Raw genomic sequence first — 23,710 nt, 5'->3', positions numbered from 1 at the left:
ATTAAAAAATTAAGCTAATAATACTTTTATATTTTCAGCGAATAATCGAACCGCAATAGCTAATAAAATTACACCAAAAATCTTTCTAATAATTTTAATTCCGTTGTTTCCGATAAGCTTTTCAATTTTTACGGATGTTTTTAATACAATGTAAATAAGTATAACATTTAGTAAAACGGCTACAATAATATTTTCGATATTAAATTCTGCTCGCAAAGACAGTAAAGTTGTTAAACTTCCTGGTCCTGCAATTAAAGGAAAAGCAAGCGGAAAAACAGTCGCTGTTAAAGTTTCATCTTCATCTTCTTTATATAAAGTAATTCCTAAAATCATTTCTAAGGCGATAAAAAACAGAATAAATGCCCCTGCAACAGCAAAAGAATGTACATCTACGCCAATAACACTTAACAACTGTTTTCCTACAAATAAAAATAAAATCATAATGGCCCCTGCTATAATGGAGGCTTTTTCTGATTGAATATGTCCTACTTTTTTTCGTAGATCGATAATAATAGGAATATTTCCAATAATATCAATTACTGCAAACAGTACCATAAAGGCGGTAAAAATTTCTTTGATGTTAAAATTCATAATATTTTGTTTTTCAGGCACAATATTAGATAAAGTAATGTTACAATCTAGTATTTTTGCATTTAAATTTTATGTGAAGTTATTGTTAACTTCCAACTTAAACTATTTTTATGTTCCAATTAGGAAAAACACTTGTTTCTGAAAGTATTATAGATACTGACTTTGTTTGTAATATTTCCGCCTGTAAAGGTGCTTGTTGTATTGATGGAGATGCTGGCGCACCCTTAGAAAAAGAGGAAACAACGATTTTAGAGGATATTTATCCTCAAATCAAGCCTTTTTTACGAAAAGAAGGGATTAAGGCTATTGAAGAACAAGGTACTTGGGTTACTGGTGATTTTGGAGAGTTAGAAACGCCTTTAATTAATGGTGCTGATTGTGCCTATGTTATTTTTGATGAGAAAAACACCGCTCTGTGTGCTATTGAAGAGGCATATAATCAAGGAATTGTGACTTGGAAAAAGCCTGTTTCCTGTCATTTATATCCTGTTCGTATTAAAGAATATAGTGAGTTTTCGGCTGTAAATTATGATAAATGGGATATTTGTGATGATGCTTGTTCTTTAGGAAAAGAATTACAAGTACCTGTGTATAAGTTTGTAAAACAAGCCTTGATTCGAAAATTTGGTCAAAACTGGTATGATGAATTGGAAGAAGTAGCACAGAATAGACAGAAATAGTAAAAAAATAAAGTCTATTTTTATAAACTTTCATGAATTTTCATAAAAAATGATGCTTTTAAATTTTTAAGGATTATTTTTTATGAAAATATTTTATAAAACCATCAAATTACAGCCACGAATATCGGAATTATCAAAGCGACCAATAATTTCAAAGCTAGTATCGGGATATACCTTCCCCAAATCTTGCGTAGCAATAAAAGAACACGAATTATAATTAGCTAAATCAATAATATTAATTCCTCCTGCTTTTGCTTTGGGTAGTATTGTTAAAGCATCTTCGGTATCGCGCGTAAGTACACGCATCCAATTGGGGCAGTTAAAAACACCATTTCCTTTTGAATATGCTTGACTTAATAATTCAGTCATTCCATATTCAGAATGAATTTCTGATACACCAAAACCTGTTTTTAAAAGATCATGCAATTCATTTCTAATCAGTTCTTTTCGTTTACCTTTCATGCCACCAGTTTCCATAATGATGGTATTTTTGAGCTGAAATTGTTGTTTTTCAACTAAATCTAATAAGGCAAATGAAACGCCAATAAGCAATACTTTTTGTCCTTTTTTATCTAATTCGATTAGTTTTTTGGCTAATTCGTCTAAATTATTCAAATAAAAACCACTTTCGGGTTGCTCCGATTTTTTAATTAAATCATCGACCATATACACTAATGAAGAACCTGTTCGTTCTAAATAATTTGGCAATAATGCCAATACTACATATTGTTGAATATCGCCATAAAAAAAGTCAAAAGCTTTTGAATAACTGTTTTCATACCAAGATAAATCAGTAATAAAATGTTTACTTGTACTGCTTCCCGTAGTTCCTGAACTAGTAAATGTTTCTTGAATTGTATCTAAAGAAGAAATTATTTCTTTGGATTTAAAAAATTGAATGGGTAAAAAAGGAATTTGTTCAATATTTTTAACATCAGTATAATATATGTTTAATAAATCACAGAATGACCTGTAGGTTTTATTATGTTTAAATTGATGTTTAAAAATATGAAGGGTTACTTGAATAAATTCCTGCTCTGATTGTATGTTAAAAACCTGTTGTTTCATAAAGTTTTACAAAAATAAGGGTTATAACAGTAGTATGATATCGTTGTACTGTTTTTTTTTGTAAAATTTAAGATTTATAAAAAAGCAAAGCACTGTTACAAAACAGTAATAGTACAATAATAATTAAGATGCTTTTTTAGAAAACATGGTAAACATATTATCAAACTTAGGTTCAAAAAGGAAATCAAAAACAATTTCTGAAATCTTTTTATCCTTCTCTGGATCTTGTTCATCAATACTATCGGTATTCAATACAAGCTCAACAGATGGTACAGATTCAACAGCTTGTGTCTTTTCAACAACGGCTATTTTTGGTGCTATTTCTTCTTGAATCAATCCAATACCTAGTATCGTTTGATATTCTTGCTGTCCTATTTTTAAAATAGACGCAACTTTTGCGTCTATTTTAAAAGTAGATAAATCTAATGGCTTATATGGCATCGTTTAACTGAGTTTTATACTTGTTAAGTAATGTTTTTGTAATAGCAATATTTGCTCTAGCTGAATCAATTGCTAAATAGATAAAATATCCTCCTGTAGGAGCAATATTGATAATATGGATTTGATCTGTTAAGGTAATCGTAATGTCTTTAACTTCTTCTTTTAAGCCTAAAGCATTAATTGCTTTTAACTTAGCATTTACAACTTCTAAGTTATAAGCAGAAGCTAATGCTACATCGAAATCAGCTTTTGCTGAATCAGATACTAAAGCTTCTCCTGATTCCATTTCTGTTACACTTAAAGCGATATAACCTGGAATATTTTTACTTACGTTTGCTACTAAATCATTTAAAATTTCTGTCATTGCGGTATTTTTTAGTTGTTATTAATTTATTTTTGCTCTTTTGCTGTCTTTTGTAAAGACAGACTAATCAAACTCCTATTCATCACACCATCAGATAGGACACATAAAATATGGTCATCGTCACATTTTCTGATGTAAAAATTCTGTTCTGCTGTTTTTATAATAATTTCAGTAAGGGGTTCGATTGATAAAACATCAGTAAAAAAATTATCAATAATATTAATTACAACTTTTGTAACCGCTGAAAAATCTTCAGGATTTTCATAAGAAATTTTACTGTAAGCTTCTACAATTTTCCCTTCTTTATTAATTAGGAGTATTGCTTTAGATTTCGTACTCTCGTACAACTCTTTTAAATTCATAAAAAATTTTATATTAGATCTAAAAAAAAATACTGTGAAGGGTTGTGTAAGAAGTGTACATCTTACGCTACAAAAGTATCAAATAAATTAAAAACAACAACTTTTTAATGCTTTTTTTTTAACAAAAAAATAACATTAGCATATTTTAATTAAAAGATAAGCGAAGATGTTATTTTTATTGATTAACAGTGTTTTATTTGATAAAATTAACCTATATCATACTTTTTTTTAAATATATTTCACGCTCTTTTAAACACGATTTTAATATTTTTAAACATAATTTATATTTCTGTTTAAAAAATTAGATTTATTTTTTTTTATCAACCAAATTAGCAGTTTTAAACGTACTTAAAATTAACTTATTTACGAATGTCAAAAATACTAAAGTTCAAGATTTTAGACCGCTGTTTCAACTCTTAAAAATTAGTTAATTTTTAAACTAATTTCATAAGAAAAACACAATAAATCATTAGAAAACAACTCCTTTTTAAAGTTTTTAATTACTTAAGTTAAAGAATTGTTAATTATATGCTTAACTACGTTTTTTATCATGATAAAAAAATCTTCAAAAAGATATTTTAGCAAACACTCTTACACTCTTTAACATTCTATTATTTAATTATTACCTATCTCGAAAACGATTCTTTAAAAAAAAATTTTCATCAAAAAATAAAAGAATAACGAGACAAGAAAAACAAATGTTTAATATTTAACAAAAATACTACTTTTTGTTAAATTTACAATGTCTAAAATTAGTTGTATTTTCGTGATTCAATTTAAACAACTTAAATTTAAAAGCAAAATGGCAGATTTCGGAATCAAAGAAGCGTTAGCACAATTAGGCGTAAAAGATATTAATAATGGAACTTCTACAGGTGCTGTAAATTTCTCTACTGGAGAACTTATTGAAAGTTATTCACCTGTTGATGGTAAATTAATCGGAAAAGTAAAAGCGACGACCAAAGAAGATTACGAAAAAGTAATGGAAGCGGCTACAAAGGCATATAAGTCTTTCAGACATATGCCAGCGCCACAAAGAGGTGAAATTGTACGTCAGTTTGGTAATAAATTAAGAGAATTAAAAGAACCATTAGGAAAGTTAGTTTCTTACGAAATGGGGAAATCGTTACAAGAAGGATACGGAGAAGTTCAAGAAATGATTGATATCTGTGATTTTGCTGTTGGATTATCACGTCAATTAAACGGACAAACAATTCCTTCGGAACGTCCAGGACACGTAATGAGAGAACAATGGCATCCAATTGGAGTTGTTGGTATTATTTCTGCATTTAACTTTCCTGTGGCTGTTTGGGCTTGGAATACTGCTTTAGCTTGGATTTGTGGTGATGTTTGTGTTTGGAAAGGTTCTGAAAAAGCACCTTTATGTTCAATCGCATGTCAAAATATTATTGCTGATGTTTTAAAAGAAAATAACTTGCCAGAAGGAATTTCTTCTATCATCAATGGAGATTATAAAGTTGGTGAAATGATGACGACCGATACACGTATTCCTTTAGTTTCTGCTACAGGATCTACCAGAATGGGACGTATTGTTGGAGCAACTGTTGCACAACGTTTCGGAAAATCATTATTAGAATTAGGCGGAAATAACGCAATTATCATTACGCCAACTGCCGATTTAAAAGTAGTCGTTCCTGGTGCTGTATTCGGAGCTGTTGGAACTTGTGGACAACGTTGTACTTCTACTCGTAGATTAATTATTCATGAATCAGTATATGACAAAGTAAGAGATGCCATTGTTGGTGCTTACGGGCAATTAACCATTGGAAATCCTTTAGATGAAACAAATCATATTGGGCCGTTAATTGACAAAGATTCGGTAAATACGTATTTAGCTGCTATTGAAAAAGCAAAAGCGGAAGGTGGAAACGTATTAGTTGAAGGAGGTGTTTTAGAAGGTGAAGGGTACGAAAGCGGATGTTACGTAAAACCAGCCATTATTGAAGCTGAAAATCATTTTGAAATAGTGCAACATGAAACTTTTGCTCCTATTTTATATTTAATGAAATATTCAGGAGAAGTTGAAAATGCTATTGAAAAACAAAATGGTGTTGCTCAAGGATTATCATCAGCAATTATGACGAATGAATTAAAAGAAGCTGAAAAGTTTTTATCATACGCTGGTTCTGATTGTGGTATTGCAAATGTAAACATCGGAACTTCTGGTGCTGAAATTGGAGGTGCTTTTGGTGGTGAAAAAGAAACTGGTGGCGGACGTGAGTCTGGTTCTGATGCTTGGAAAGTATATATGAGACGTCAAACAAATACGATAAATTATTCTGATGAATTGCCGTTAGCACAAGGAATTAAATTTGATTTATAAGCCTTATAACAGTATAAAAATTTAATCCAAGGTTAACAAAATAGCAATTAAAAGTTAACAAATAGTTTCCTAAAGGTTAACAAATAGCTTCTTTAAGGTTAATTTAGCGTTAAATAAATGTTAAAAACATGAAAGTTGCATCGAAAGATGTGACTTTTTTTGTTATTTTGCATCAAATAGATAGCACATAGTAGTACGTTTTATTTTTCGAAAATCCATAAATAAATAAAAATCAAGTGATTATAACGGAAATACAACGAACACTTTAAATACCCATTTTACCAAACAAAAATAAAGCTCCAATTCTTCTCCAGTAGCTTTAGGTAAATTTGAAAACTAAAGCTGATTCAGTAAAAAAATTAGTAGCTTACTTTAAAAATCTCTAAGAGTATTTAAGAGCTCCAAGAAAAATTATTGCTATCAGAAAAAAATACTACATCATTATTTTTTGAAATGCTTTCTTATCAGAAAAAAAGCATCAAAAAATAACAATACGAACCCTTAAAAAAATAATACTATGATTTTATCAATAACAACAATAACATTTTGGCTTATTCCAGTACTCATAATAATGAGCATTTATAGCATTTTTAAATATCAATTAAGCTTGTTATCTGAGCATCAAAATAAAAATAACGATGCCTCAGATGAAAACTTAAACGAAAACCTAGTAACCGCTCAAAATATACTTGCCAAAAGAGTTAAAGAAAATGATTTGAAAATTGTCGCAGGAATTAATCCGAAAATTGAAGGATTATTTCATGCTTTTGGAATTGAAACTTGGGAAGATTTAGGAGAAACTTCTGTAGAAAAATGTCAGAAAATTTTGAAAAGTGTCGGAAACCGTTATAAAATTCTAAAACCTAAAACATGGCCTAAACAAGCAAAATTAGCACATCAAGGTAAATGGGAAGAATTACAACAATGGCAAGGTGAATTAACCGCTCAAAAATAAAAAACAACTAAAAACCCCGTTATAAACAACGGGGTTTTAATGTATAAAAAATACTTTTTAATCAGTAATTTTAGTTCTTTTTAAGACAAAAAAATATTGAAAATTAGTAATTTTACAAAACATAAAAAATACCCCCATGAAAAATAGTTATATTTTAATAATAGCAATGACACTCTCTTTAATCGGATGTAAAGAAGTTTCTAAAAAAAACAATGAAGACACGCTTACAAAACAACCTAAAACAGATGTTGAAAAACCGCTAAATAATGATGAAATTTCAAAAAAAATAATAGCATCAAACGGAACATATACCGGATTACTTCCTTGTGCTAGTTGCCCTGGAATCGTAAGTACTGTATTTCTTAAAAAAGATGGTACTTTTGAAAAAAATGATTTTTATCTAGATAGTAAAGATGGATATTTTACCGAAAAAGGAACCTTCTCTTTTACTAAAAAGAACAACGTCATTTTAAAAACAGCTACCGAAAGTATGTCGTATGCACTGGAAGAAAATACACTTACTTTATTAGGAATGGATGGAGAAAAAAGTAGCAGTGCCGTATCAGAAATGTATAAATTAACCAAAATGAGTACTAATAAAGTTAATTTTTCAGCAGAACCCGTAAAAGGATTGCTTATTTTTGGACACGAAGTAGCCTCTTTTCAACCTTGTGGTTCGGTAAAAACATATTGGATTAACGATGTAACAAATGGTGATTTAACCAAAATTTATAACCAAAAAACAAGTCAAAAACAAACACCCTATACTCCAGTAATAGCGGAATTAATCTTAAAAAATACTCAAAAAACAGCCGAAGGTTTTGCAGAAGCATACGACGGAATTCTAGAAGTATTAGAAATAAAATCCGTAGAAAATATTAGCCCAGAAAATTATTGTAACTAAGTAATAGTTGGCTCATTTTTACTACGAAAGTAAAGCATCATAGGCTTTTGAAGAAATCTAAAAAATTCTTTAAAAGCCTATTTTTTTGAAACTATTTGATACTGTTTGATGCTCTTTTCAACTGTTTTTGGTGATGTTTTACCTTGCGTAACACCCGCATTACTTCTTTATACTTAATATATGTGGTTTTATCTTTTAAAGATTTAAAGTATTTTTTTGCTTTTTTTAATTGATTAGGTGCTTCTAAAAAGCCATGTAAAGAACAAATTAAATAAGAAGTTGGTAATTTATAAATGGCTTCTTTTTCGCTTGTAGTAAGTAGTTTGTTTTGCAGAATTTTTAAAAGTAATTGGTTATTTTTATCGTAAATATGTTTAAGAATCGTGCTGTTATAAAGAGGTGGTTTAAATAAAAAATTAGTGGTAATAATATATTTTCCATTGTCTTTAAAATGAATACTTGTTTGCTCTAATGGATACTGTTTTTCCGTTTTATCAATCCCCAAAGCAATGTATTCGGTAATGATAAATGACTGCTCATTATAACGAATTTGAACCGCATCTAAGGATGAAAAAAATAATCGAACCTGTTCATTTATCAATTCAATATCCACACGTGTGTAAAATAATTGATGATGAATCATCTTCTTTTTTCCTGCCCAACAAAGCACAAATTGCTCCTTAAAAACCTTATATTGTGGGTGATATTTAGGCTCATGATTATTTATAAAATCAAAAACACCAGCAAGCGTTAATTCAATATTATTACTCGCATTTTTTTGAATCGCTTTCACAATATCCGCATTATTTGTCGCTCTTATTCTTGCATTTTTTGTTTTGAAAATAGGAATATCAACAGAGACATCAAAAGGAACAGAATTACTACCTTGTCGATAAAAACCTGTATTTTTAAGATATTTCCAACTATTTTTAAGTAAAAAACTCTTTCTATTATTAGGAAAAATAGTTACTAATCCAAGAACCTTATGACGTTGCAACCGAGGAAAAGCAACATTTTCATACGTTATTTTAGGCGGGTTTTTTAAATAAGCATTTACTAAATTTTGAATTTTACTATCATCATAAAAATCAACCCCGATAATTTTATTTTCCTCATCTTCAACCCCAATAACAATGTATGAATTATTCGTAGGATTCGAATTTGATAACGCACATACCAATTTTATAAACTTCGCTTTTCCTTCTTTTGAAGCCAAGGATATTTCTTGCTTTTTATCATAAAACGTATTTTCATCATTATGAGCAAGTAAATTTTTAATCAAAAGACGTTTGTTTATCAAAAGATAATTTTTGCCTAAAGATACTTAAAACAACATGCGATTTTTAAGAAAAAAGCAAGCTTAACATTAAGATTATTTACAAATAATTTAGAAGCTTTAAAAAAAAAATCAAATTTTAGGAGCTACTAATTTCGCTCAAAATTGATTAGTTTTGCAATAATTTTGCGAAAATTTTCCTGAAAAAGAGATTTCTTTTAAGTGCATAAAAAAATAATGTTAGATAAATTATACAATCATCGTTTTGAGTTTTTCTTTTTTAGTCAATTATCTATTTTATTTGGTTCGTTAATTGTTCCACAAACTTTTTTTGACGAACGCTTATCACCTATTTTATTTTTAATTAATTTATCGGCAGGTATTTTATTGATTTCTAAAAAGAAAATATTGCTACGTTTTTTCATCTTTTTATTGATTATTGCCTCCCTTGTTTTTGGTTCAGATTTAATAAATCCTTCTCAAAAAGTAGTATTTCCGTACATTCGAGTTATTAGTTATTTTCTGTTTTACGTAGTGGTCACCTATGAAATGATTAAACAAGTATGGCGCGCCGTTGAAATTAATAAGAATGTAATTTTAGGACTTATCAGTGGTTATATTTCCTTAGGATTAATCGGTTTTTTTATTTGTTTAAGTATTGAAATAACAACTCCTGGAGCCTTTCATTTTACGCAAACAAGTTTTGTGAATCAACCGGAACTTATTTTTGAAAATTTAATGTATTTTAGTTACATAACCTTACTGACTATCGGCTATGGCGATGTGTATCCTGTAGGTAGATTGGCACATAAAACAGCTATTTTAATCGGTTTGATGGGACAGATTTATTTGGTTATCCTCACCGCAATTGTGGTTGGAAAATACATCAACCAAGTATCGACTAAAAATGATAAAAGTTAAAAACAAACGCTATTTTAAAAACTGTATTTCAAACTTGCATAAACCATATCATTTTGATCATATTGCCCAAATTGTCCTGCTTTTTCTGTTATATATTTTTCATTTTTGATAAATAAATTAGTTCCAATTTCAATAGTTGTGCCGTCATAGGGAAAATAATAACCTCTCAAACGTAGCAAGGCGTCTTGTTTATTTAGTCCGATATAACTAAAAAATTCTACACGTAATTTTTCTCTTAAAAGTGTTTTATTGATGATAAATGTTGCTAGATTATCGTGTTTATCATTTTGCATTGTATTTTGATAATTCAAGATAATTTTTTGAATGAATTGCCCGCTTATTTTCCAATCTCCTAAAGTTCTATCAAGTCCGATTACATAGTTTATATAATTTTTTTTAGTGAGTGCGTCGGTTACTTTTTGGTCGTTAGTTTGAAAATATTTATTTTGATAAAATGCTCCTTCACCTCTTAAAATAAATCCGTTAATTTCGGTACTAAAACTTCCTCCAAGCAATCCTAATCGATGGTATTTTGGACGAATTAGAAGCGTTTTTTCTTGTTTTTTGAGATGAAAACTAGCATCATCGTCCCAAGTATATCCTGCCATTAGTTGCAAATCTATGGCTGATTTGCTTAAAGAATATCGGATAAAAAGCTCACTATTTTTAAGATTTTCTTTCACTTTTTTTTCTGATGTATCAAAAATGGGTTCTACTTTATAAGTTGATTTTGGTCGCCAAATACTTTCTTTTTCGGGCGTTATCGTTGGACTAAAAGTGGGCATCAAAACGATTTCAAAAGTACTTGATATTGTAGGAAAATATGTTATTTTAAGCGCATTTACGCCGATTCTAATTTCATTAAAATCCCACAATAAAAAGTTGGTTAAATTTTTAGGCGATACGACATCGGTAATAAAAACGCCATCGGCTTGACCCCAAATAATTTGTTGTTTTCCTATTTTCAGGGCAATTTTATCGGAATTATATTCGATATATAATTCTCGAAACCCGTAATAATTATCTTTATTTGGATATTGATACACAAATGGATTTGCAAAAAAAGACAGGTTTTCTCGCTGATGTTCTAGTTTTATATCAAGAGTATTTTCGAGGTTATTAAAATCAGAATTTTTCAATAAAACACTGCTATAACTTCTTACAAAACCTGTTATTTCTAAGGGCAATTTTTCATTTTGGGCTGTTATAAATGATATTTGAAGAAATAACAGAATTGTAAAAATGGTTCTATATTTTTTTAACATCATTATAAACCTCTTTGCATTTTACGTTGTGTAAAAATATTTTTATTTAGATTTTTATCTACACTTAGATTTGTTAATTTCATAATTGTTTTATGATTTTTCTGATGATTTTTCATTTCTTGTTGTGTAATCACCCAATATTTCGATATTTTAATTATTTCCGTAGCCGTTAATGTTTTCAGTAATTCATTGTCTTGGTCATAAAAATCGATTTTCAACGGAATATTTCTAGTTTTAGAAATCCACGCAATTTTTCGGGCATATTGTTCTTCTTTTTTGGGCGTTGCTTCTATAACCCAAGCATCTTCTTGTTTTATTTTTTCACTTTTTATGAAGCGTTGCGTATCTTTTATGGGATTTCTTTTTTCCATATCTTGATAGGTAAAATCAGAGCCCATAAAATTACTATCTTTATTGCTATTGGCGATTCGTTTCACTTTTTTTAAGGCGGGTAAGTAGAGCCATTGGTCGTCATTTTTTGGTTCATTATTTTTGATTTCATCATCATTATCATCATCATAAGACCAATTCATAAATGCGGTATTTTTGACATCAGAAGGAGCTTTAAAAAAGAGAATTTGTTTTTCAACATTTCCTAAATCGATAAAAAACTTATGTAAACTTCGGACTCTTTTTTTATTTTTTTTATTGATAAGTATCATTGTCATATCACTTTCACCATCTTTTGGCACTTCTCGATTATAGAGTTTTTCGGCAATTTCTGTCGCATTTTGCGCTTGTATTGCAAAGCTTGAGAATAAACTTAAAATTATAAAGATTTTTTGTGTTTTCATTTTGCGTTAATTTTTAATTATTTTATATAAAATATTTAATTATTTTTTCTTTTTTAAAAATATTTTTTGGCTATATAATACTAAAAACATGATAGTTACCGTTGCGATAAAACTGGTTAGCATATTTAGAGCTACAATTATTCCGAGTGCTTTATTTGGTTTAAAAGTAGAAAATATCAGCACTAAAAAACCTAAAATAACGACAACGGCATTAAAAGAAATTGCTCTACCAGAATGTGCCATTGTTTCGGACACTGTTTTTTGTATATCATTGGTTTTTAATGCGTTAATTTTATATCTATCAATAAAATGCACGGCATAATCGATTCCAATTCCTATTGCGATGCTTGAAATAAGTGCGGTTGTTGTTTCTAGCGGAATATTTAACCAACCTAAAACGCCAAAAGAAATAACGGTTGTTAGTATAATTGGTATGGTTGCGATAAATCCTAATTTGATACTTTTAAACATAAAAGACAATAAAATAATAACTAGAATAAAAGAATACAGCAAACTTTTAATTTGTCCAATTAAAATTAAATCATTAAAAATCAATATCTTATAACCACTTCCTGCAAAATTCAGTTTAATTCCGAGTGTTTTAAATTCTTCTTTATAATTTTTTATGTTGGCAATTGTTTCATTTAATCCTTTGGAATTATCGCCTTTTAGTTGAAATTGCAAGTTTGCAGTTTTAAAATCGTCAGTAACAATGTCCCATAATCTGTCGGAACCGCCACTCATTTCGTAGAGTAAAAAATATTGAGCAATTAAATTTTGAGCATCAGGAACTTTATAAAATTCGGATTTATTTTCATGTAAAACCTTGTTCATTCTTTTGATAAAATCAACTACGGATAAACTTCCGCCAACAATTTCGCCATCATTAACTACCTGATTTGTAACTTTATCTATTAATTTTAGTACCGTTGGATTTTTAAAAGTATCCGCATTATTTCCTTCTAAAATAACATTTACGGTCGTTGTTCCTAAGAAATTTTTATTGACAAAAGCATCTGTTTTTACTAAAGGATTTTCATTTGGAAAACGGGCTAAAAAGCTAGAATTTATCCAAACTTTAGACATTCCAAATCCAAAAAATAGGAGAATTAAAAGCGTAATTCCGACTACTAATTTTTGATTTTGAAGTATTAAATTTGAAAATTTTTCGGCATAAATAGCAAAAAAATCTTTTTTAGGAATCTCATTTTTTCCAATTTCTGAAGATTTTAATATTTTTAAAGATGATTTTGAAAATTTCAATATTTTTGGCAATCCAAAAACATTTACACAGGCAGGAATTAAAATCAGTGAAAAAAACATGGCTAACACTACGCCGTAAGCGGTAAAAAAAGCAAAATATTTAATTGGAAAAATATCAGAAGTTAGCAAGGATAAAAAACCGACCGCTGTTGTAACAGATGTCATTAATACAGGACGAAACATTTCCGAAGTCATATTTTGGATAAGTTGTTCTTTGCTCCAAGTCGGCTGTTTTTTCATGGTTAATTGCAAGTGACTAAAAAGATGAATTGCATCAGCAACCCCAATAGCAATAAGCATTACAGGAATTAATGAACTTGGTGCGTAAATAGGGATTCCGATGCCAAGCATCAATCCAAAAGTCCAAATTGAAGAAAATAAAACCACTAATACGGATATTATTGTCGCCTTAATACTTCTTAAAACGATAAAAAGTACGACTATAATCAGCAATAAAACGATGGGAAACATTTTTTGCATATCCGAAGGCATTAAAATAGCCATTGTGCCTTCTACAATGGGCTGTCCTGCTACATAAATCGTATTATTTTCATCTTCATATTTTTTAGAAATAGCTAAAATAACTTGATATAATTCGGGCGTAAAACTATTATTTTTGATTTTTGTAAAAACGAGCGTTGCCTGTCCATTTTCAGAAACCAATCGTTTATGAATCATTTCATTGGTGCTAATACTATTTTTTATAGCATCAAATTTTTCTTGTGATTTCGGAATTTTCTTAAAAAAAGGTTCAATTTCCAATCCTTCGATGCCACTTTTTATATTATCGGCAGTGTAGAGCGATAAAACATCTTCTTTATCTTCAACAACGGCTAATTTTTGAATTTCCTTTGTCAAATTTTTTATTTTCAGAAAAGTTTCCGCATTATAAATGCCCTTTTTATTTTCGATAGCAATCATAATGGCATCTCTGATGTCAAAAATTTCTTCCGCTTTATCGCTATATATAAATGCGGGGTGATTTTTGGGCATATACGTATCTAAATTCGTTTCTATTTTAAAATTATTTTTGATACTAAAGATGCTTAATAACATTCCTATCAGCAAGATAAGTAAGGTTATTTTACTATTATTTAAGATAAAAGCAGTTATTTTCTTCATTATTTTTGTACTTTTTTTATTTTAGATTACGTCTAATTTCTTATAATTCTCTTTTGATTTATGCTAGAAAGTTAGTAAATACTAACTTTTAGAAGCAAATTTTTTTAAGGAATTTTGATTAATTTTTCCACTGTTTCCCAGAGGTCTTTTCCTTCTTTTTTGAGGTCAAATTCATAGTTTGATAAGCGCCATCTTAGGATAAGAAATCGCATACTTCCCATAATCATGGTTGTTAATTGTGTTGGAGAAATATCTGTTCTAATATTTTTATTTTCTTGTCCTTTTTCGATCATAATTTCGACCATTTTCTTTTTCTGAAGTAGAATTTGATGAACCGTTTTTGATAATTCATTATTAAATTGAAAACTTGTTTCGGAAAAAATAACCATAATAACGGCAGGATTTTCTGAAAAATGCTTAAATTGAAATGTCATCATTTGTTTGATTTTTTCAATTTCGATAATTTCTTGTTTTAAAATTTGCGTTAATTTATTTTTCAATTGCATTTTATAAAACAACAATACGGAATTTAATATTTCGGTTTTATTTTTAAAATGTCGATATAAAGCAGGTTCTGAAAAAGACATTTTTTCAGCTAAATTTTTGGTCGTTAGGTTTTGAATTCCTTTTTCTCCAATTAAAATAGTTGCTTTTTCTATTATTTCAAGTTGTCTTTTGGTAAAATCCATACCACAAAGTTAGTGAACACTAACTTTATAATCAAATTATTTAATTAATTTTTTCATCAAGTTGATTATTCCAATTTTTCGTGAGCTTCTAAATCTTTGGTTAAGTCTAATTTTCGCAAAGTAGGATTTAAAATTCCTGTGGTAATAACTGTGATTAATGTCATGGTTCCACCAAAGACAACAGCAGTTACCGTTCCCATTAATTTAGCAGTTACGCCACTTTCAAAAGCGCCTAATTCGTTAGAAGATCCTACAAACATCGAGTTTACCGAAGCCACTCGCCCACGCATATTATCGGGTGTTTTTAGTTGTAAAATGGTTTGGCGAATCACCATCGAAACACCATCAGTAACGCCACTAAAAAATAAAGCGACCATAGAAATCCAAAAAATATTCGATAATCCGAAGATAATAATGCAAATTCCGAAGCCAAAAATTGCCGCTAATAATTTCATTCCTGCATTTTTACTAATCGGAATATATGCCGTTATTAACATCGTTAAAAAAGCGCCGATTGCAGGCGCAGCACGTAAAGCGCCAAATCCTTCTGGTCCTACTTTTAAAATATCCTGTGCATAAATAGGCAATAAAGCGATAGCACCTCCAAATAATACCGAAATCATATCTAAAGTAATCGCGCCTAAAATGGCTTTTGTTTTAAACACGAAATTAATTCCTTCCTGTAAACTTTTTAAGATTGGTTCGCCAATTTTAGGGTTTAAAATAGGTTTTCTATCGATAAAAAACACCATCAAAAATGAAAATAAAACCAAGCCAAAAACAATGCAAAGCGACCAATGAACTCCCATCCAAGAAATAGTAAAACCTGCAAAAGCGGGTCCTAAAACTGAAGCCATTTGCCAAGTAGAACTACTCCAAGTAGCCGCATTTGGATATAATTTTTTAGGAACTATTAAAGCAATTAATGAAAATATCGTTGGTCCAAAGAACGAGCGTAAAAGTCCGCCAAAGAATACTAAGCCGTAAATGGCATATAAAACCGTATTTTGTTGCCAACCTTCCACAAAACTAGGAAGCGTTAAAAAAAACAAGCCCAAACTTATCAACGAAAAAATACCGATACAAAGTGCGAGTAAATTTCTTTTTTCTTTCTGATCGACAATATGCCCTGCAAATAACGCCATCGAAACAGCAGGAATTACTTCCATTAAACCAATTATCCCTAATGATAAAGGATTTTTAGTAATGCTATATACTTGCCATTCTATAATGATAAATTGCATCGACCAGCCAAAAACCAACGCAAAACGCACTAAAAGAAAGATATTAAATTCTTTAATTCTTAACGAAGCATACGGATCTTTCTTTTTTTTATTTGCTCCTTTTTTCATTTTCTATTTTTAATCTTTTTACTCTGATTAATTCAATTTCAAATCCATTAAAATAGCAAACGTTTCGTTTACATCTTCTTCTTTTACAACAATCGTCATTTCATGCGTGGTAGAAATTATTTCTTGTACCGCAATATTTGCCCAGGCAAATTGCTTCAAAATAAAATAATAAATACCCGATTGTTCTAAATTGTTTTTAGGAAGTTTAATGGTTATCGAGGCTAAATCGTTTACATTATGAATTAACGTTTCTCGTTTAAAAATTTCCTCAACATAGGTACGCAAATTTTTACTCGTTACAATGTTTGTTTCAAAAATTCCTTGAGAAACGGTTAAAAAATAATCATTACTATCGGCTGATTTGCTTAATATTTTGGCAATTTCTTTTAATAATGAAGACGTATTTTTAAAAGTAAAATCACACAAATCGGAACGTACAATAACATCACCTAAATCGAGGGCTAATTTTTTAATATTTTTACGTACTCGCAATTCATTGGCTGGCGATAATCTATTTATTGCCATCATTACAGCACCAACTTTTATTTCTTTTTTAAGTAATTTTGATACTTCTGGCAAAATTTCTCTAGCTAAAGAAGACACGTTTATTAATTTTTCATGCAACGCTTCTTCAATAAAAGGTGTCTTTCTGATGGTAATTTCTACAGCTTCCTGAATTGTTTTCATTTTTAATATATTTACTGTTTAATTTTAAACAAAAGTAACTGAAATTAAACTAGTAATTCTCTTATATTTTTTTAAACTTTAAAAAAAATGAGCCATATTTAGAGTACTGTGAATTAATTTAACTTATCTGTTAATTTTAAAAATTCATCTTTTGCTTCTTTTTTATCATATAGAACATTGTAAACAGCTTCAATAATTGGTGTTTTTGCTCCATTTTTCTGATTGATTTCAAAGGCACTTTTAGTCGCATAATACCCTTCGGCAACCATACTCATTTCTAGCATTGCAGATTTTACCGTGTACCCTTTTCCAATCATATTTCCAAACATTCTGTTTCTGCTAAAAGTAGAATATCCTGTAACTAATAAATCGCCTAAATACGCCGAGTCATTAATATTTCGTTTCATTTTGTGCACTTTTTTGATAAAGCGTTTCATTTCACGAATACCGTTACTCATTAATACTGCCTGAAAATTATCGCCATATCCTAAACCATGAGCAATACCTGCGGCGATGGCATAAATATTTTTTAACATGGCAGCATATTCTGTACCTACAATATCGTCTGAAATTTTAGTTTTTATATAACGACTGGCAATACATTTGCTTAAAAATTGTGCTTTTTCTTGATCTTGACACGCAATTGTTAAGTATGATAAACGCTCCATCGCTACTTCTTCAGCATGGCAAGGACCTGTAAGAACTCCAATATTTTCATACGGAATATCAAATGTTTGATGAAAATGTTCGCCAACAATTAAGCCTGTTTCGGGTACAATGCCTTTAATAGCGGAAAAAATTATTTTATCTTTTAAAGATGCTGTTAATTTTTCTAATTCTGAATTTAAAAATGCAGAAGGAATTGCAAAAATTAAAAGGTCATAATTTTCAACGATGTAATTCATATCGTCAGACAAATCTAACTGTTCGGTATTAAATTCTGCGGAACTTAAATAATTAGGATTGTGTTTATTACGTTTTATGTGTTCAACAGCATACGCACTTCGCATATACCAACCAATGGTTGCTAAGTTTTCTGATAGCATTTTTACAATTGCCGTTGCCCAGCTTCCACCGCCTAAAACGGCTATTTTAGTTTGCTTATTCATATCGTAGTTTGATTAAGGGGCTAAATTAATGAATCTATGTGCTTCTAGTAAAAGTTATGAGTATTATATTTGATTTTTGAAGAATTAAGAATTTTAATAAAAAACATGAACATACAAATCATCAACAAGTCGAAACATCAAACACCAGCTTATGAAAGCCAAGGTGCTGCAGGAATGGATTTACGTGCCAATTTAAATGAACCTGTGGTTTTAAAACCGTTGGAAAGAGCCATTATAAAAACAGGTTTATTCATCGCATTACCTGTAGGTTTTGAAGCGCAAGTACGCCCAAGAAGCGGGTTGGCAGCTAAAAAAGGAGTGACTGTATTAAATGCTCCAGGTACTATTGATGCTGATTATCGTGGTGAAATTGGGGTTATTTTGGTGAATTTATCCAATGAAGAATTTACAGTAAATGACGGCGAACGTATTGCACAATTAATCATTGCAAAACACGAACGTGCAACCTGGCAAGAAGTAACAGTTTTAGACGAAACCGAACGAGGCGAAAAAGGTTTTGGAAGTACTGGTGTTTAATAAAGTCTGATAAAAAAATAAAAACCTGCTTTAGATGATTTCTAAAACAGGTTTTTTTAGCTATTTAAAATATCAAAATTATGCTTGATTATTCTTGATTTTCAATCGCCGCCTTTATTTTAGTTTCTAATTCTTCTGCCAATTCAGGATTGTCTTTAATTAAACCTTTTACAGCATCTCTACCCTGTCCTAGCTTTGTTTCGCCGTAGCTAAACCATGAACCACTTTTTTTGATGATACCATATTCAACACCAATATCTAAAATTTCACCAACTTTTGAAATTCCTTTACCATACATAATATCAAATTCTGCAATTTGAAATGGTGGCGCTACTTTATTTTTTACAATTTTAACTTTCGTACTATTTCCGATAACTTTATCGCCATCTTTAATTTGCGTTCTACGACGAATATCTAAACGTACAGAAGCATAAAATTTTAAAGCATTTCCCCCTGTAGTTGTTTCAGGATTTCCGAACATTACCCCAATTTTTTCACGTAATTGGTTGATAAAAATAACCGTACATTTTGTTTTACTAATTGTACCTGTTAATTTACGCAATGCTTGCGACATTAAACGGGCATGTAATCCCATTTTAGAATCTCCCATTTCACCTTCAATTTCCGATTTTGGTGTTAATGCTGCAACAGAATCAACCACTACAATATCAACAGCTCCTGAACGGATTAAATTTTCGGTAATTTCTAAGGCTTGCTCCCCATGATCTGGTTGAGAAATAATTAAATTATCAGTATCAACACCTAAATTTTCAGCATAAAAGCGGTCAAAAGCATGTTCTGCATCAATAAAAGCGGCAATACCACCAGCTTTTTGAGCTTCTGCAATAGCGTGCAATGTTAAGGTTGTTTTTCCTGATGATTCTGGTCCATAAATTTCAATAACTCTTCCACGAGGATATCCTCCAACGCCTAAAGCTAAATCCAACCCTAAAGATCCTGATGAAATCACTTCCATATCTTCAACCTTAGTATCCCCTAATTTCATCACTGCACCTTTTCCGTAAGTTTTATCTAACTTGTCTAAGGTAAGTTGAAGGGCTTTTAATTTCGCTTCTTTTTCTTTATCTGCTGCCATAAATCTTGTTGTTTTTAATGCTATTTTTAGTTCTTTTCTTATTAAAATATGTACAATAAGTGTGGCTAAGTTATGAAAAACTACTTTTATCTTAGCAGCTTTTTTGGCATCTTTTTCATGCTACATTTTGTAATATTGTTTTTTTAATTTTCAATAAAAATGAGCGCGAGTATTCTTTTAAAAAACAGCCATAGTTTAGCAACTATATATAAAGGTGAGCTAATTAGTTTTATCATTAATAATGAAGAACTAATACATTCTAAAAATTCACCTGGTTGGAATGCTTCGGATATTGAAATGTTTCCGATTATTGGTCCTACAAAATTAAATAATTTTTCTATTGATACACCTAACGGAATTGCCAAACAAGACCAACACGGTTTATTAAGAGAGCTTAATTACAAGCTTATTTCTAGCGATAAAACTTCCGCAGTTTTCGAAAAAAAGTATGTAAAAAATACACTGATAAAAAACAGTAAATTTCCTGAAAAATCGACACAAGAATATTTATTTTGGACGTATGATTTTATCTTTAGAAAAATTATTTCACTTGAAAAATCAGCTATAAAAATAGCTTTTGAAATTATTAGTGATAAAAAAATGCCTTATATGTTTGGCTATCATCCGAGTTTTAAACTGTCTGGTTTTGCTGATGAAATTATAAAATCAAAAGAAAAAGAAATTACTTTAGATAGTGTTTTAAATGTAGGTTCGGCAGCTTATAAAGTTTTAAATACCAACGAAATTATTTTAGTAAAAAAAGACGGGCTTAGTATAAAAATTACAACCAAAAATTTTGATAATTTTATGCTATGGACTCCCGTTAAAAATATGGTTTGTATTGAACCTATAACGCAATATCCATTAGAAAAAAATACTGAAAACTCCATAAAAAACAGTAGAATAAGTACAGGCAAAGATTTCTTTTCAGTAACAATTAGCACCTTATCAATTTAATATGAAACACCGTCATTTTATTATTCATAAACCTTATGGGTTTCTTTCGCAATTTATTACGAATCAAACTAAAAGAAAGAAAAAAATGCTAGGCGAATTGTTTGATTTCCCTGAAAAAACAATGGCAATTGGTCGTTTAGATGCTGCATCCGAAGGACTTTTATTTTTAACTACCGATGGAAAAGTAAGCGCCGAGGTTCGCAGTAAAAAAGTAGAAAAAGAATATTACGTACAAGTTGATGGAATCATAACACCAGAAGCCCTCGAAAAACTACAAAAAGGCGTAGAAATTGGGGTTGATGGTCAAAAATATACCACACTTCCAGGGAAGGCATTTGCTTTAAAAATGCCTAATTTTCCGAACAGAACTCAAAAAATTAGAGATGAACGCCATGGTCCTACAAGCTGGGTTAGTATTGTAATTTGTGAAGGGAAATTCAGGCAAGTTCGTAAAATGACTGCAGCAGTTGGCTTTCCAACATTGCGTTTAATTAGGGTTCGTATTGGAAATATTCTTTTAAATGATATGGAATCGGGAGCTGTAATTGAAACCCAAACCTTATTATAAGTAATCTAAAATTAAGGTAACTATTCGTGTTTTTTAACGTAGTATTTTATGTAAATTTACAGTGTTATTACTAATATTTCACATTAAATTTTACACTATGAGAGATAATTCAAACACTTTTATTTATATAATAGCCAGTATTATTATACTGCATTTTTTGGTTGGTTTTGCTTATTTAATTTATAAAATGACTAAAAAACCAGCTTCCCAAAAAGAGGATGAAAAAGAATTGAAAAATGCTGAAAATGATAAAAAAAACTAAAAAATAAAAAACAGCATGATATTAATTGCAGATGGTGGCTCTACAAAGGTAGATTGGGTTGCTTTAAATAGTAGCAAAAAAGAAGTTTTTAGATTGCAAACACTGGGTTTAAACCCGAATATTTTATCTAAAAAAAAGTTATTAACAATTCTTGAAAACTGTGCCGATTTAAAAAAATATCAAAAAGCTATTAAAAAAATTTATTTTTATGGCGCTGGTTGTGGTACACAAATCCCTAAAGATATTTTAACCGAAATTTTACTTGATTTTTTTTCTGCAACAACAAATGTTCTTGTTCAAGAAGATATTTTAGGAGCGGTATATGCTACTGCAAAAAATAAAGAAGCGATTGTTTGTATTTTAGGAACAGGTGCAAATAGTTGTTATTTTGACGGTAAAAATATCACTTATATTTCAGCATCTTTGGGCTATTTAGTTATGGATGAAGCAAGTGGAAATTATTTTGGTAAAAAATTACTTAGAGATTTTTTCTATAAAAAAATGCCTGCTGAAATAGCACATAATTTTGAAAAAGAATTTAATTTAGATCCTGATTTTATAAAACAAAATTTATATCAAAACCAAAGTCCAAATAGATATTTAGCAACTTTTGCTAAATTTATGTTTGAGTATAAAAATACAAGATATATTCAAAAATTAGTAAAAAAAGGATTTCAGCAATTTTTTAAATATCATGTTTTAGCGTATCGTAAAAACAAAGATACTCCGGTGTATTTTGTAGGTTCTATCGCATTTTATTTTAAAGATATTTTAGAAGAAGTTGCTCTTAAAAACAATATTAAAATTACAAATATTATAGAAAAACCAATTCATAATTTACTAGAATATCATCAAAAATTTTTGTAACGTCAAAATAGTATGGCAAGGGGTTAAAACCCCTTGTTTTAAAAATAAAAATGCGTCAAAAAGATTTTATTTCAGTTTCTCATCCTGATTTGCCACATTTTTTAGCTCCTTTTAACAAGGGGTTTTAACCCCTTGCCGCCATTTTTTGCCACTATATTTTTTTCAGATGAAATTTAAACAGGAAATAAATATATTTTTTATACTATTTTCATTTTAACATGTGGTATTCCATCTTCTAAATATTCTTTTCCTATTTTTTTAAATCCGTGGGATTCATAGAATTTTATTAAATATTTTTGAGCTGAAATTGTAATTTTATTTTCATTATAATAATCAAAAATAGCGTATACAGAAGCTTTTATTAAATGATGACCGTATCCAAATTTACGCTGATTTTCTTTTACTAAAACTCTACCAATACTTGGCGTTTCAAAATATTCGCCACTATTAAATAAACGGGTGTAGGCTATAATTTTACCTTGCTTTATTCCTAATATATGCAATGCTTTTTGATCTTTTCCATCAATATCTTGATAAACACAATTTTGCTCCACAACAAAAACTTCAGAACGTAATTGAAGAATTTCATATAGTTCTGAAGTTGTTAATTCTGTAAATTTTTTGATTAAAAAATTCATTTAAAATATTCTAATTTATAATGATTATAAATTTCGATTAGCAATTACAAGCAATTTTATTAACTCTATCGGCATGTCTTCCTCCTTCAAATTCTGTCGCTAAAAAAATAGTTACAAAACCTAAAGCTTGTTGTAATGAAACAAAACGTGCAGGTATAGTTAAAATATTAGCATTGTTATGTTGTCTTGTTAATGCGACTAATTCATTATTCCAACATAAAGCTGCACGTACACCTTGATGTTTATTTGCCGTCATTTGTGCGCCATTACCACTTCCGCATAAAATAATTCCCATGTCAGCTTGCTCCGTTTCTACCGCTTCCGCTGTTGGATGAATAGCGTCTGGATAATCCATACTATTAGCATCATTTGTTCCGAAATTAAGTACTTTATGTCCTAGTTGTTCTAAAAGTTTTATAATTTCAAATTTATACTCAGTACCTGCATGGTCATTTCCGATGGCAATTGTCATAATTTGTTGATTTTAATTTAGTTGTCTATCACAAAAATACAGTTATTCAAGGTTATCAACAGAGATTAACAAGGCTTTTTTCAGATTTTTTAATAAAAGACTAATAATTAGGGATTTATAAAAAAT

At 29.7% G+C, this 23,710-nt stretch carries 26 protein-coding genes; 10 read left to right on the top strand and 16 right to left on the bottom strand.

Features of this window, described 5'->3' with window-relative positions; all coding sequences use genetic code 11:
- Window positions 1-9: 9 nt before the first annotated feature.
- Window positions 10-591: a MarC family protein gene (locus L0U77_RS03100; protein WP_101918496.1), complete on the bottom strand. Its 582-nt coding sequence runs from the start codon at window positions 589-591 to the stop codon at window positions 10-12.
- Window positions 592-701: 110 nt separating this feature from the next.
- Between L0U77_RS03100 and L0U77_RS03095 the strand changes: the two genes are divergently transcribed.
- Window positions 702-1,271 (top strand): DUF3109 family protein, encoded by a 570-nt coding sequence (locus L0U77_RS03095; protein WP_101918497.1) that lies wholly within the window; start codon window positions 702-704, stop codon window positions 1,269-1,271.
- A 93-nt stretch (window positions 1,272-1,364) separates the two neighbouring features.
- Here the strand turns inward: L0U77_RS03095 and L0U77_RS03090 are convergent, their stop codons facing one another.
- The 4 genes from L0U77_RS03090 to L0U77_RS03075 all read right to left on the bottom strand — a co-directional run bounded on the left by L0U77_RS03090 (window position 1,365) and on the right by L0U77_RS03075 (window position 3,506).
- Window positions 1,365-2,339, bottom strand: coding sequence for a LuxE/PaaK family acyltransferase (locus L0U77_RS03090; RefSeq protein WP_233883176.1), 975 nt, complete (start codon window positions 2,337-2,339; stop codon window positions 1,365-1,367).
- Between the two features lie 123 nt (window positions 2,340-2,462).
- Complete coding sequence (locus tag L0U77_RS03085; RefSeq protein ID WP_101918499.1) at window positions 2,463-2,780, bottom strand: hypothetical protein; 318 nt, start codon at window positions 2,778-2,780, stop codon at window positions 2,463-2,465.
- Window positions 2,770-3,144 (bottom strand): hypothetical protein, encoded by a 375-nt coding sequence (locus tag L0U77_RS03080; protein ID WP_101918500.1) that lies wholly within the window; start codon window positions 3,142-3,144, stop codon window positions 2,770-2,772. Before L0U77_RS03080 ends, L0U77_RS03085 begins: the two co-directional genes overlap by 11 nt.
- A 26-nt stretch (window positions 3,145-3,170) precedes the next feature.
- Window positions 3,171-3,506, bottom strand: a complete 336-nt coding sequence (locus L0U77_RS03075) for a roadblock/LC7 domain-containing protein (protein ID WP_101918501.1) — start codon at window positions 3,504-3,506, stop codon at window positions 3,171-3,173.
- A gap of 802 nt (window positions 3,507-4,308) precedes the next feature.
- Between L0U77_RS03075 and amaB the strand changes: the two genes are divergently transcribed.
- The 3 genes from amaB to L0U77_RS03060 all read left to right on the top strand — a co-directional run bounded on the left by amaB (window position 4,309) and on the right by L0U77_RS03060 (window position 7,709).
- Window positions 4,309-5,850, top strand: a complete 1,542-nt coding sequence (gene amaB / locus L0U77_RS03070; RefSeq protein ID WP_101918666.1) for an L-piperidine-6-carboxylate dehydrogenase — start codon at window positions 4,309-4,311, stop codon at window positions 5,848-5,850.
- A 517-nt stretch (window positions 5,851-6,367) separates the two neighbouring features.
- Entirely contained in the window at window positions 6,368-6,805 is a 438-nt protein-coding gene (locus tag L0U77_RS03065; RefSeq protein WP_145993243.1) for a hypothetical protein, read from the top strand.
- A gap of 136 nt (window positions 6,806-6,941) precedes the next feature.
- A complete protein-coding gene (locus L0U77_RS03060; RefSeq protein ID WP_233900725.1) occupies window positions 6,942-7,709 on the top strand; it encodes a copper resistance protein NlpE in 768 nt (255 codons plus the stop codon).
- A gap of 91 nt (window positions 7,710-7,800) precedes the next feature.
- Here L0U77_RS03060 and L0U77_RS03055 read toward each other — a convergent pair whose 3' ends face one another.
- The gene (locus tag L0U77_RS03055) at window positions 7,801-8,991 is read right to left on the bottom strand and encodes an ATP-binding protein (protein WP_317173920.1); all 1,191 of its coding nucleotides are present in this window, start codon (window positions 8,989-8,991) and stop codon (window positions 7,801-7,803) included.
- A 231-nt stretch (window positions 8,992-9,222) separates the two neighbouring features.
- Between L0U77_RS03055 and L0U77_RS03050 the strand changes: the two genes are divergently transcribed.
- The gene (locus tag L0U77_RS03050; RefSeq protein ID WP_233900724.1) at window positions 9,223-9,906 is read left to right on the top strand and encodes an ion channel; all 684 of its coding nucleotides are present in this window, start codon (window positions 9,223-9,225) and stop codon (window positions 9,904-9,906) included.
- A gap of 14 nt (window positions 9,907-9,920) precedes the next feature.
- Here L0U77_RS03050 and L0U77_RS03045 read toward each other — a convergent pair whose 3' ends face one another.
- The 7 genes from L0U77_RS03045 to L0U77_RS03015 form a co-directional block, all read right to left on the bottom strand.
- Window positions 9,921-11,174: a DUF1302 family protein gene (locus tag L0U77_RS03045; RefSeq protein WP_233900723.1), complete on the bottom strand. Its 1,254-nt coding sequence runs from the start codon at window positions 11,172-11,174 to the stop codon at window positions 9,921-9,923.
- Window positions 11,174-11,965: an outer membrane lipoprotein-sorting protein gene (locus tag L0U77_RS03040; RefSeq protein WP_233900722.1), complete on the bottom strand. Its 792-nt coding sequence runs from the start codon at window positions 11,963-11,965 to the stop codon at window positions 11,174-11,176. Before L0U77_RS03040 ends, L0U77_RS03045 begins: the two co-directional genes overlap by 1 nt.
- 39 nt (window positions 11,966-12,004) lie before the next feature.
- Complete coding sequence (locus L0U77_RS03035; protein ID WP_233900721.1) at window positions 12,005-14,350, bottom strand: efflux RND transporter permease subunit; 2,346 nt, start codon at window positions 14,348-14,350, stop codon at window positions 12,005-12,007.
- 104 nt (window positions 14,351-14,454) lie between these two features.
- The gene (locus tag L0U77_RS03030; RefSeq protein WP_233900720.1) at window positions 14,455-15,039 is read right to left on the bottom strand and encodes a TetR/AcrR family transcriptional regulator; all 585 of its coding nucleotides are present in this window, start codon (window positions 15,037-15,039) and stop codon (window positions 14,455-14,457) included.
- A 65-nt stretch (window positions 15,040-15,104) separates the two neighbouring features.
- Window positions 15,105-16,391: an MFS transporter gene (locus L0U77_RS03025; RefSeq protein WP_233900719.1), complete on the bottom strand. Its 1,287-nt coding sequence runs from the start codon at window positions 16,389-16,391 to the stop codon at window positions 15,105-15,107.
- A gap of 27 nt (window positions 16,392-16,418) precedes the next feature.
- Entirely contained in the window at window positions 16,419-17,078 is a 660-nt protein-coding gene (locus L0U77_RS03020) for a hypothetical protein (protein WP_101918507.1), read from the bottom strand.
- 113 nt (window positions 17,079-17,191) lie between these two features.
- The gene (locus tag L0U77_RS03015; RefSeq protein ID WP_233883187.1) at window positions 17,192-18,187 is read right to left on the bottom strand and encodes an NAD(P)H-dependent glycerol-3-phosphate dehydrogenase; all 996 of its coding nucleotides are present in this window, start codon (window positions 18,185-18,187) and stop codon (window positions 17,192-17,194) included.
- 105 nt (window positions 18,188-18,292) lie between these two features.
- Here L0U77_RS03015 and dut point away from each other — a divergent pair, with 105 nt between their 5' ends.
- Window positions 18,293-18,724 carry a dUTP diphosphatase gene (gene dut, locus L0U77_RS03010; protein WP_233900718.1) on the top strand — a complete coding sequence of 144 codons (432 nt, stop codon included), beginning with the start codon at window positions 18,293-18,295 and terminating at the stop codon, window positions 18,722-18,724.
- 88 nt (window positions 18,725-18,812) lie between these two features.
- On the opposite strand, the gene recA is transcribed toward dut, so the two are convergent.
- Window positions 18,813-19,820, bottom strand: a complete 1,008-nt coding sequence (recA, locus tag L0U77_RS03005; RefSeq protein ID WP_058886190.1) for a recombinase RecA — start codon at window positions 19,818-19,820, stop codon at window positions 18,813-18,815.
- 159 nt (window positions 19,821-19,979) lie between these two features.
- On the opposite strand from recA, the gene L0U77_RS03000 reads away from it, so the two are divergent.
- The 4 genes from L0U77_RS03000 to L0U77_RS02985 all read left to right on the top strand — a co-directional run bounded on the left by L0U77_RS03000 (window position 19,980) and on the right by L0U77_RS02985 (window position 22,474).
- Window positions 19,980-20,777: an aldose epimerase family protein gene (locus tag L0U77_RS03000; RefSeq protein ID WP_233900717.1), complete on the top strand. Its 798-nt coding sequence runs from the start codon at window positions 19,980-19,982 to the stop codon at window positions 20,775-20,777.
- Window position 20,778: 1 nt separating this feature from the next.
- Complete coding sequence (locus L0U77_RS02995) at window positions 20,779-21,345, top strand: pseudouridine synthase (RefSeq protein ID WP_233900716.1); 567 nt, start codon at window positions 20,779-20,781, stop codon at window positions 21,343-21,345.
- Window positions 21,346-21,442: 97 nt separating this feature from the next.
- Window positions 21,443-21,607, top strand: coding sequence for a hypothetical protein (locus L0U77_RS02990; RefSeq protein WP_233900715.1), 165 nt, complete (start codon window positions 21,443-21,445; stop codon window positions 21,605-21,607).
- A 15-nt stretch (window positions 21,608-21,622) separates the two neighbouring features.
- Window positions 21,623-22,474 (top strand): N-acetylglucosamine kinase, encoded by an 852-nt coding sequence (locus L0U77_RS02985; protein WP_233900714.1) that lies wholly within the window; start codon window positions 21,623-21,625, stop codon window positions 22,472-22,474.
- Between the two features lie 197 nt (window positions 22,475-22,671).
- On the opposite strand, the gene L0U77_RS02980 is transcribed toward L0U77_RS02985, so the two are convergent.
- A complete protein-coding gene (locus tag L0U77_RS02980) occupies window positions 22,672-23,112 on the bottom strand; it encodes a GNAT family N-acetyltransferase (RefSeq protein ID WP_233897594.1) in 441 nt (146 codons plus the stop codon).
- Window positions 23,113-23,149: 37 nt separating this feature from the next.
- Window positions 23,150-23,584, bottom strand: a complete 435-nt coding sequence (locus L0U77_RS02975) for an RpiB/LacA/LacB family sugar-phosphate isomerase (RefSeq protein ID WP_233900713.1) — start codon at window positions 23,582-23,584, stop codon at window positions 23,150-23,152.
- Window positions 23,585-23,710: the final 126 nt, after the last annotated feature.

Origin of the sequence: Tenacibaculum piscium (assembly GCF_021390715.1) — a bacterium.
GTDB lineage: Bacteria > Bacteroidota > Bacteroidia > Flavobacteriales > Flavobacteriaceae > Polaribacter > Polaribacter piscius.
This window is presented reverse-complemented; position numbering and strand designations above follow the sequence as displayed.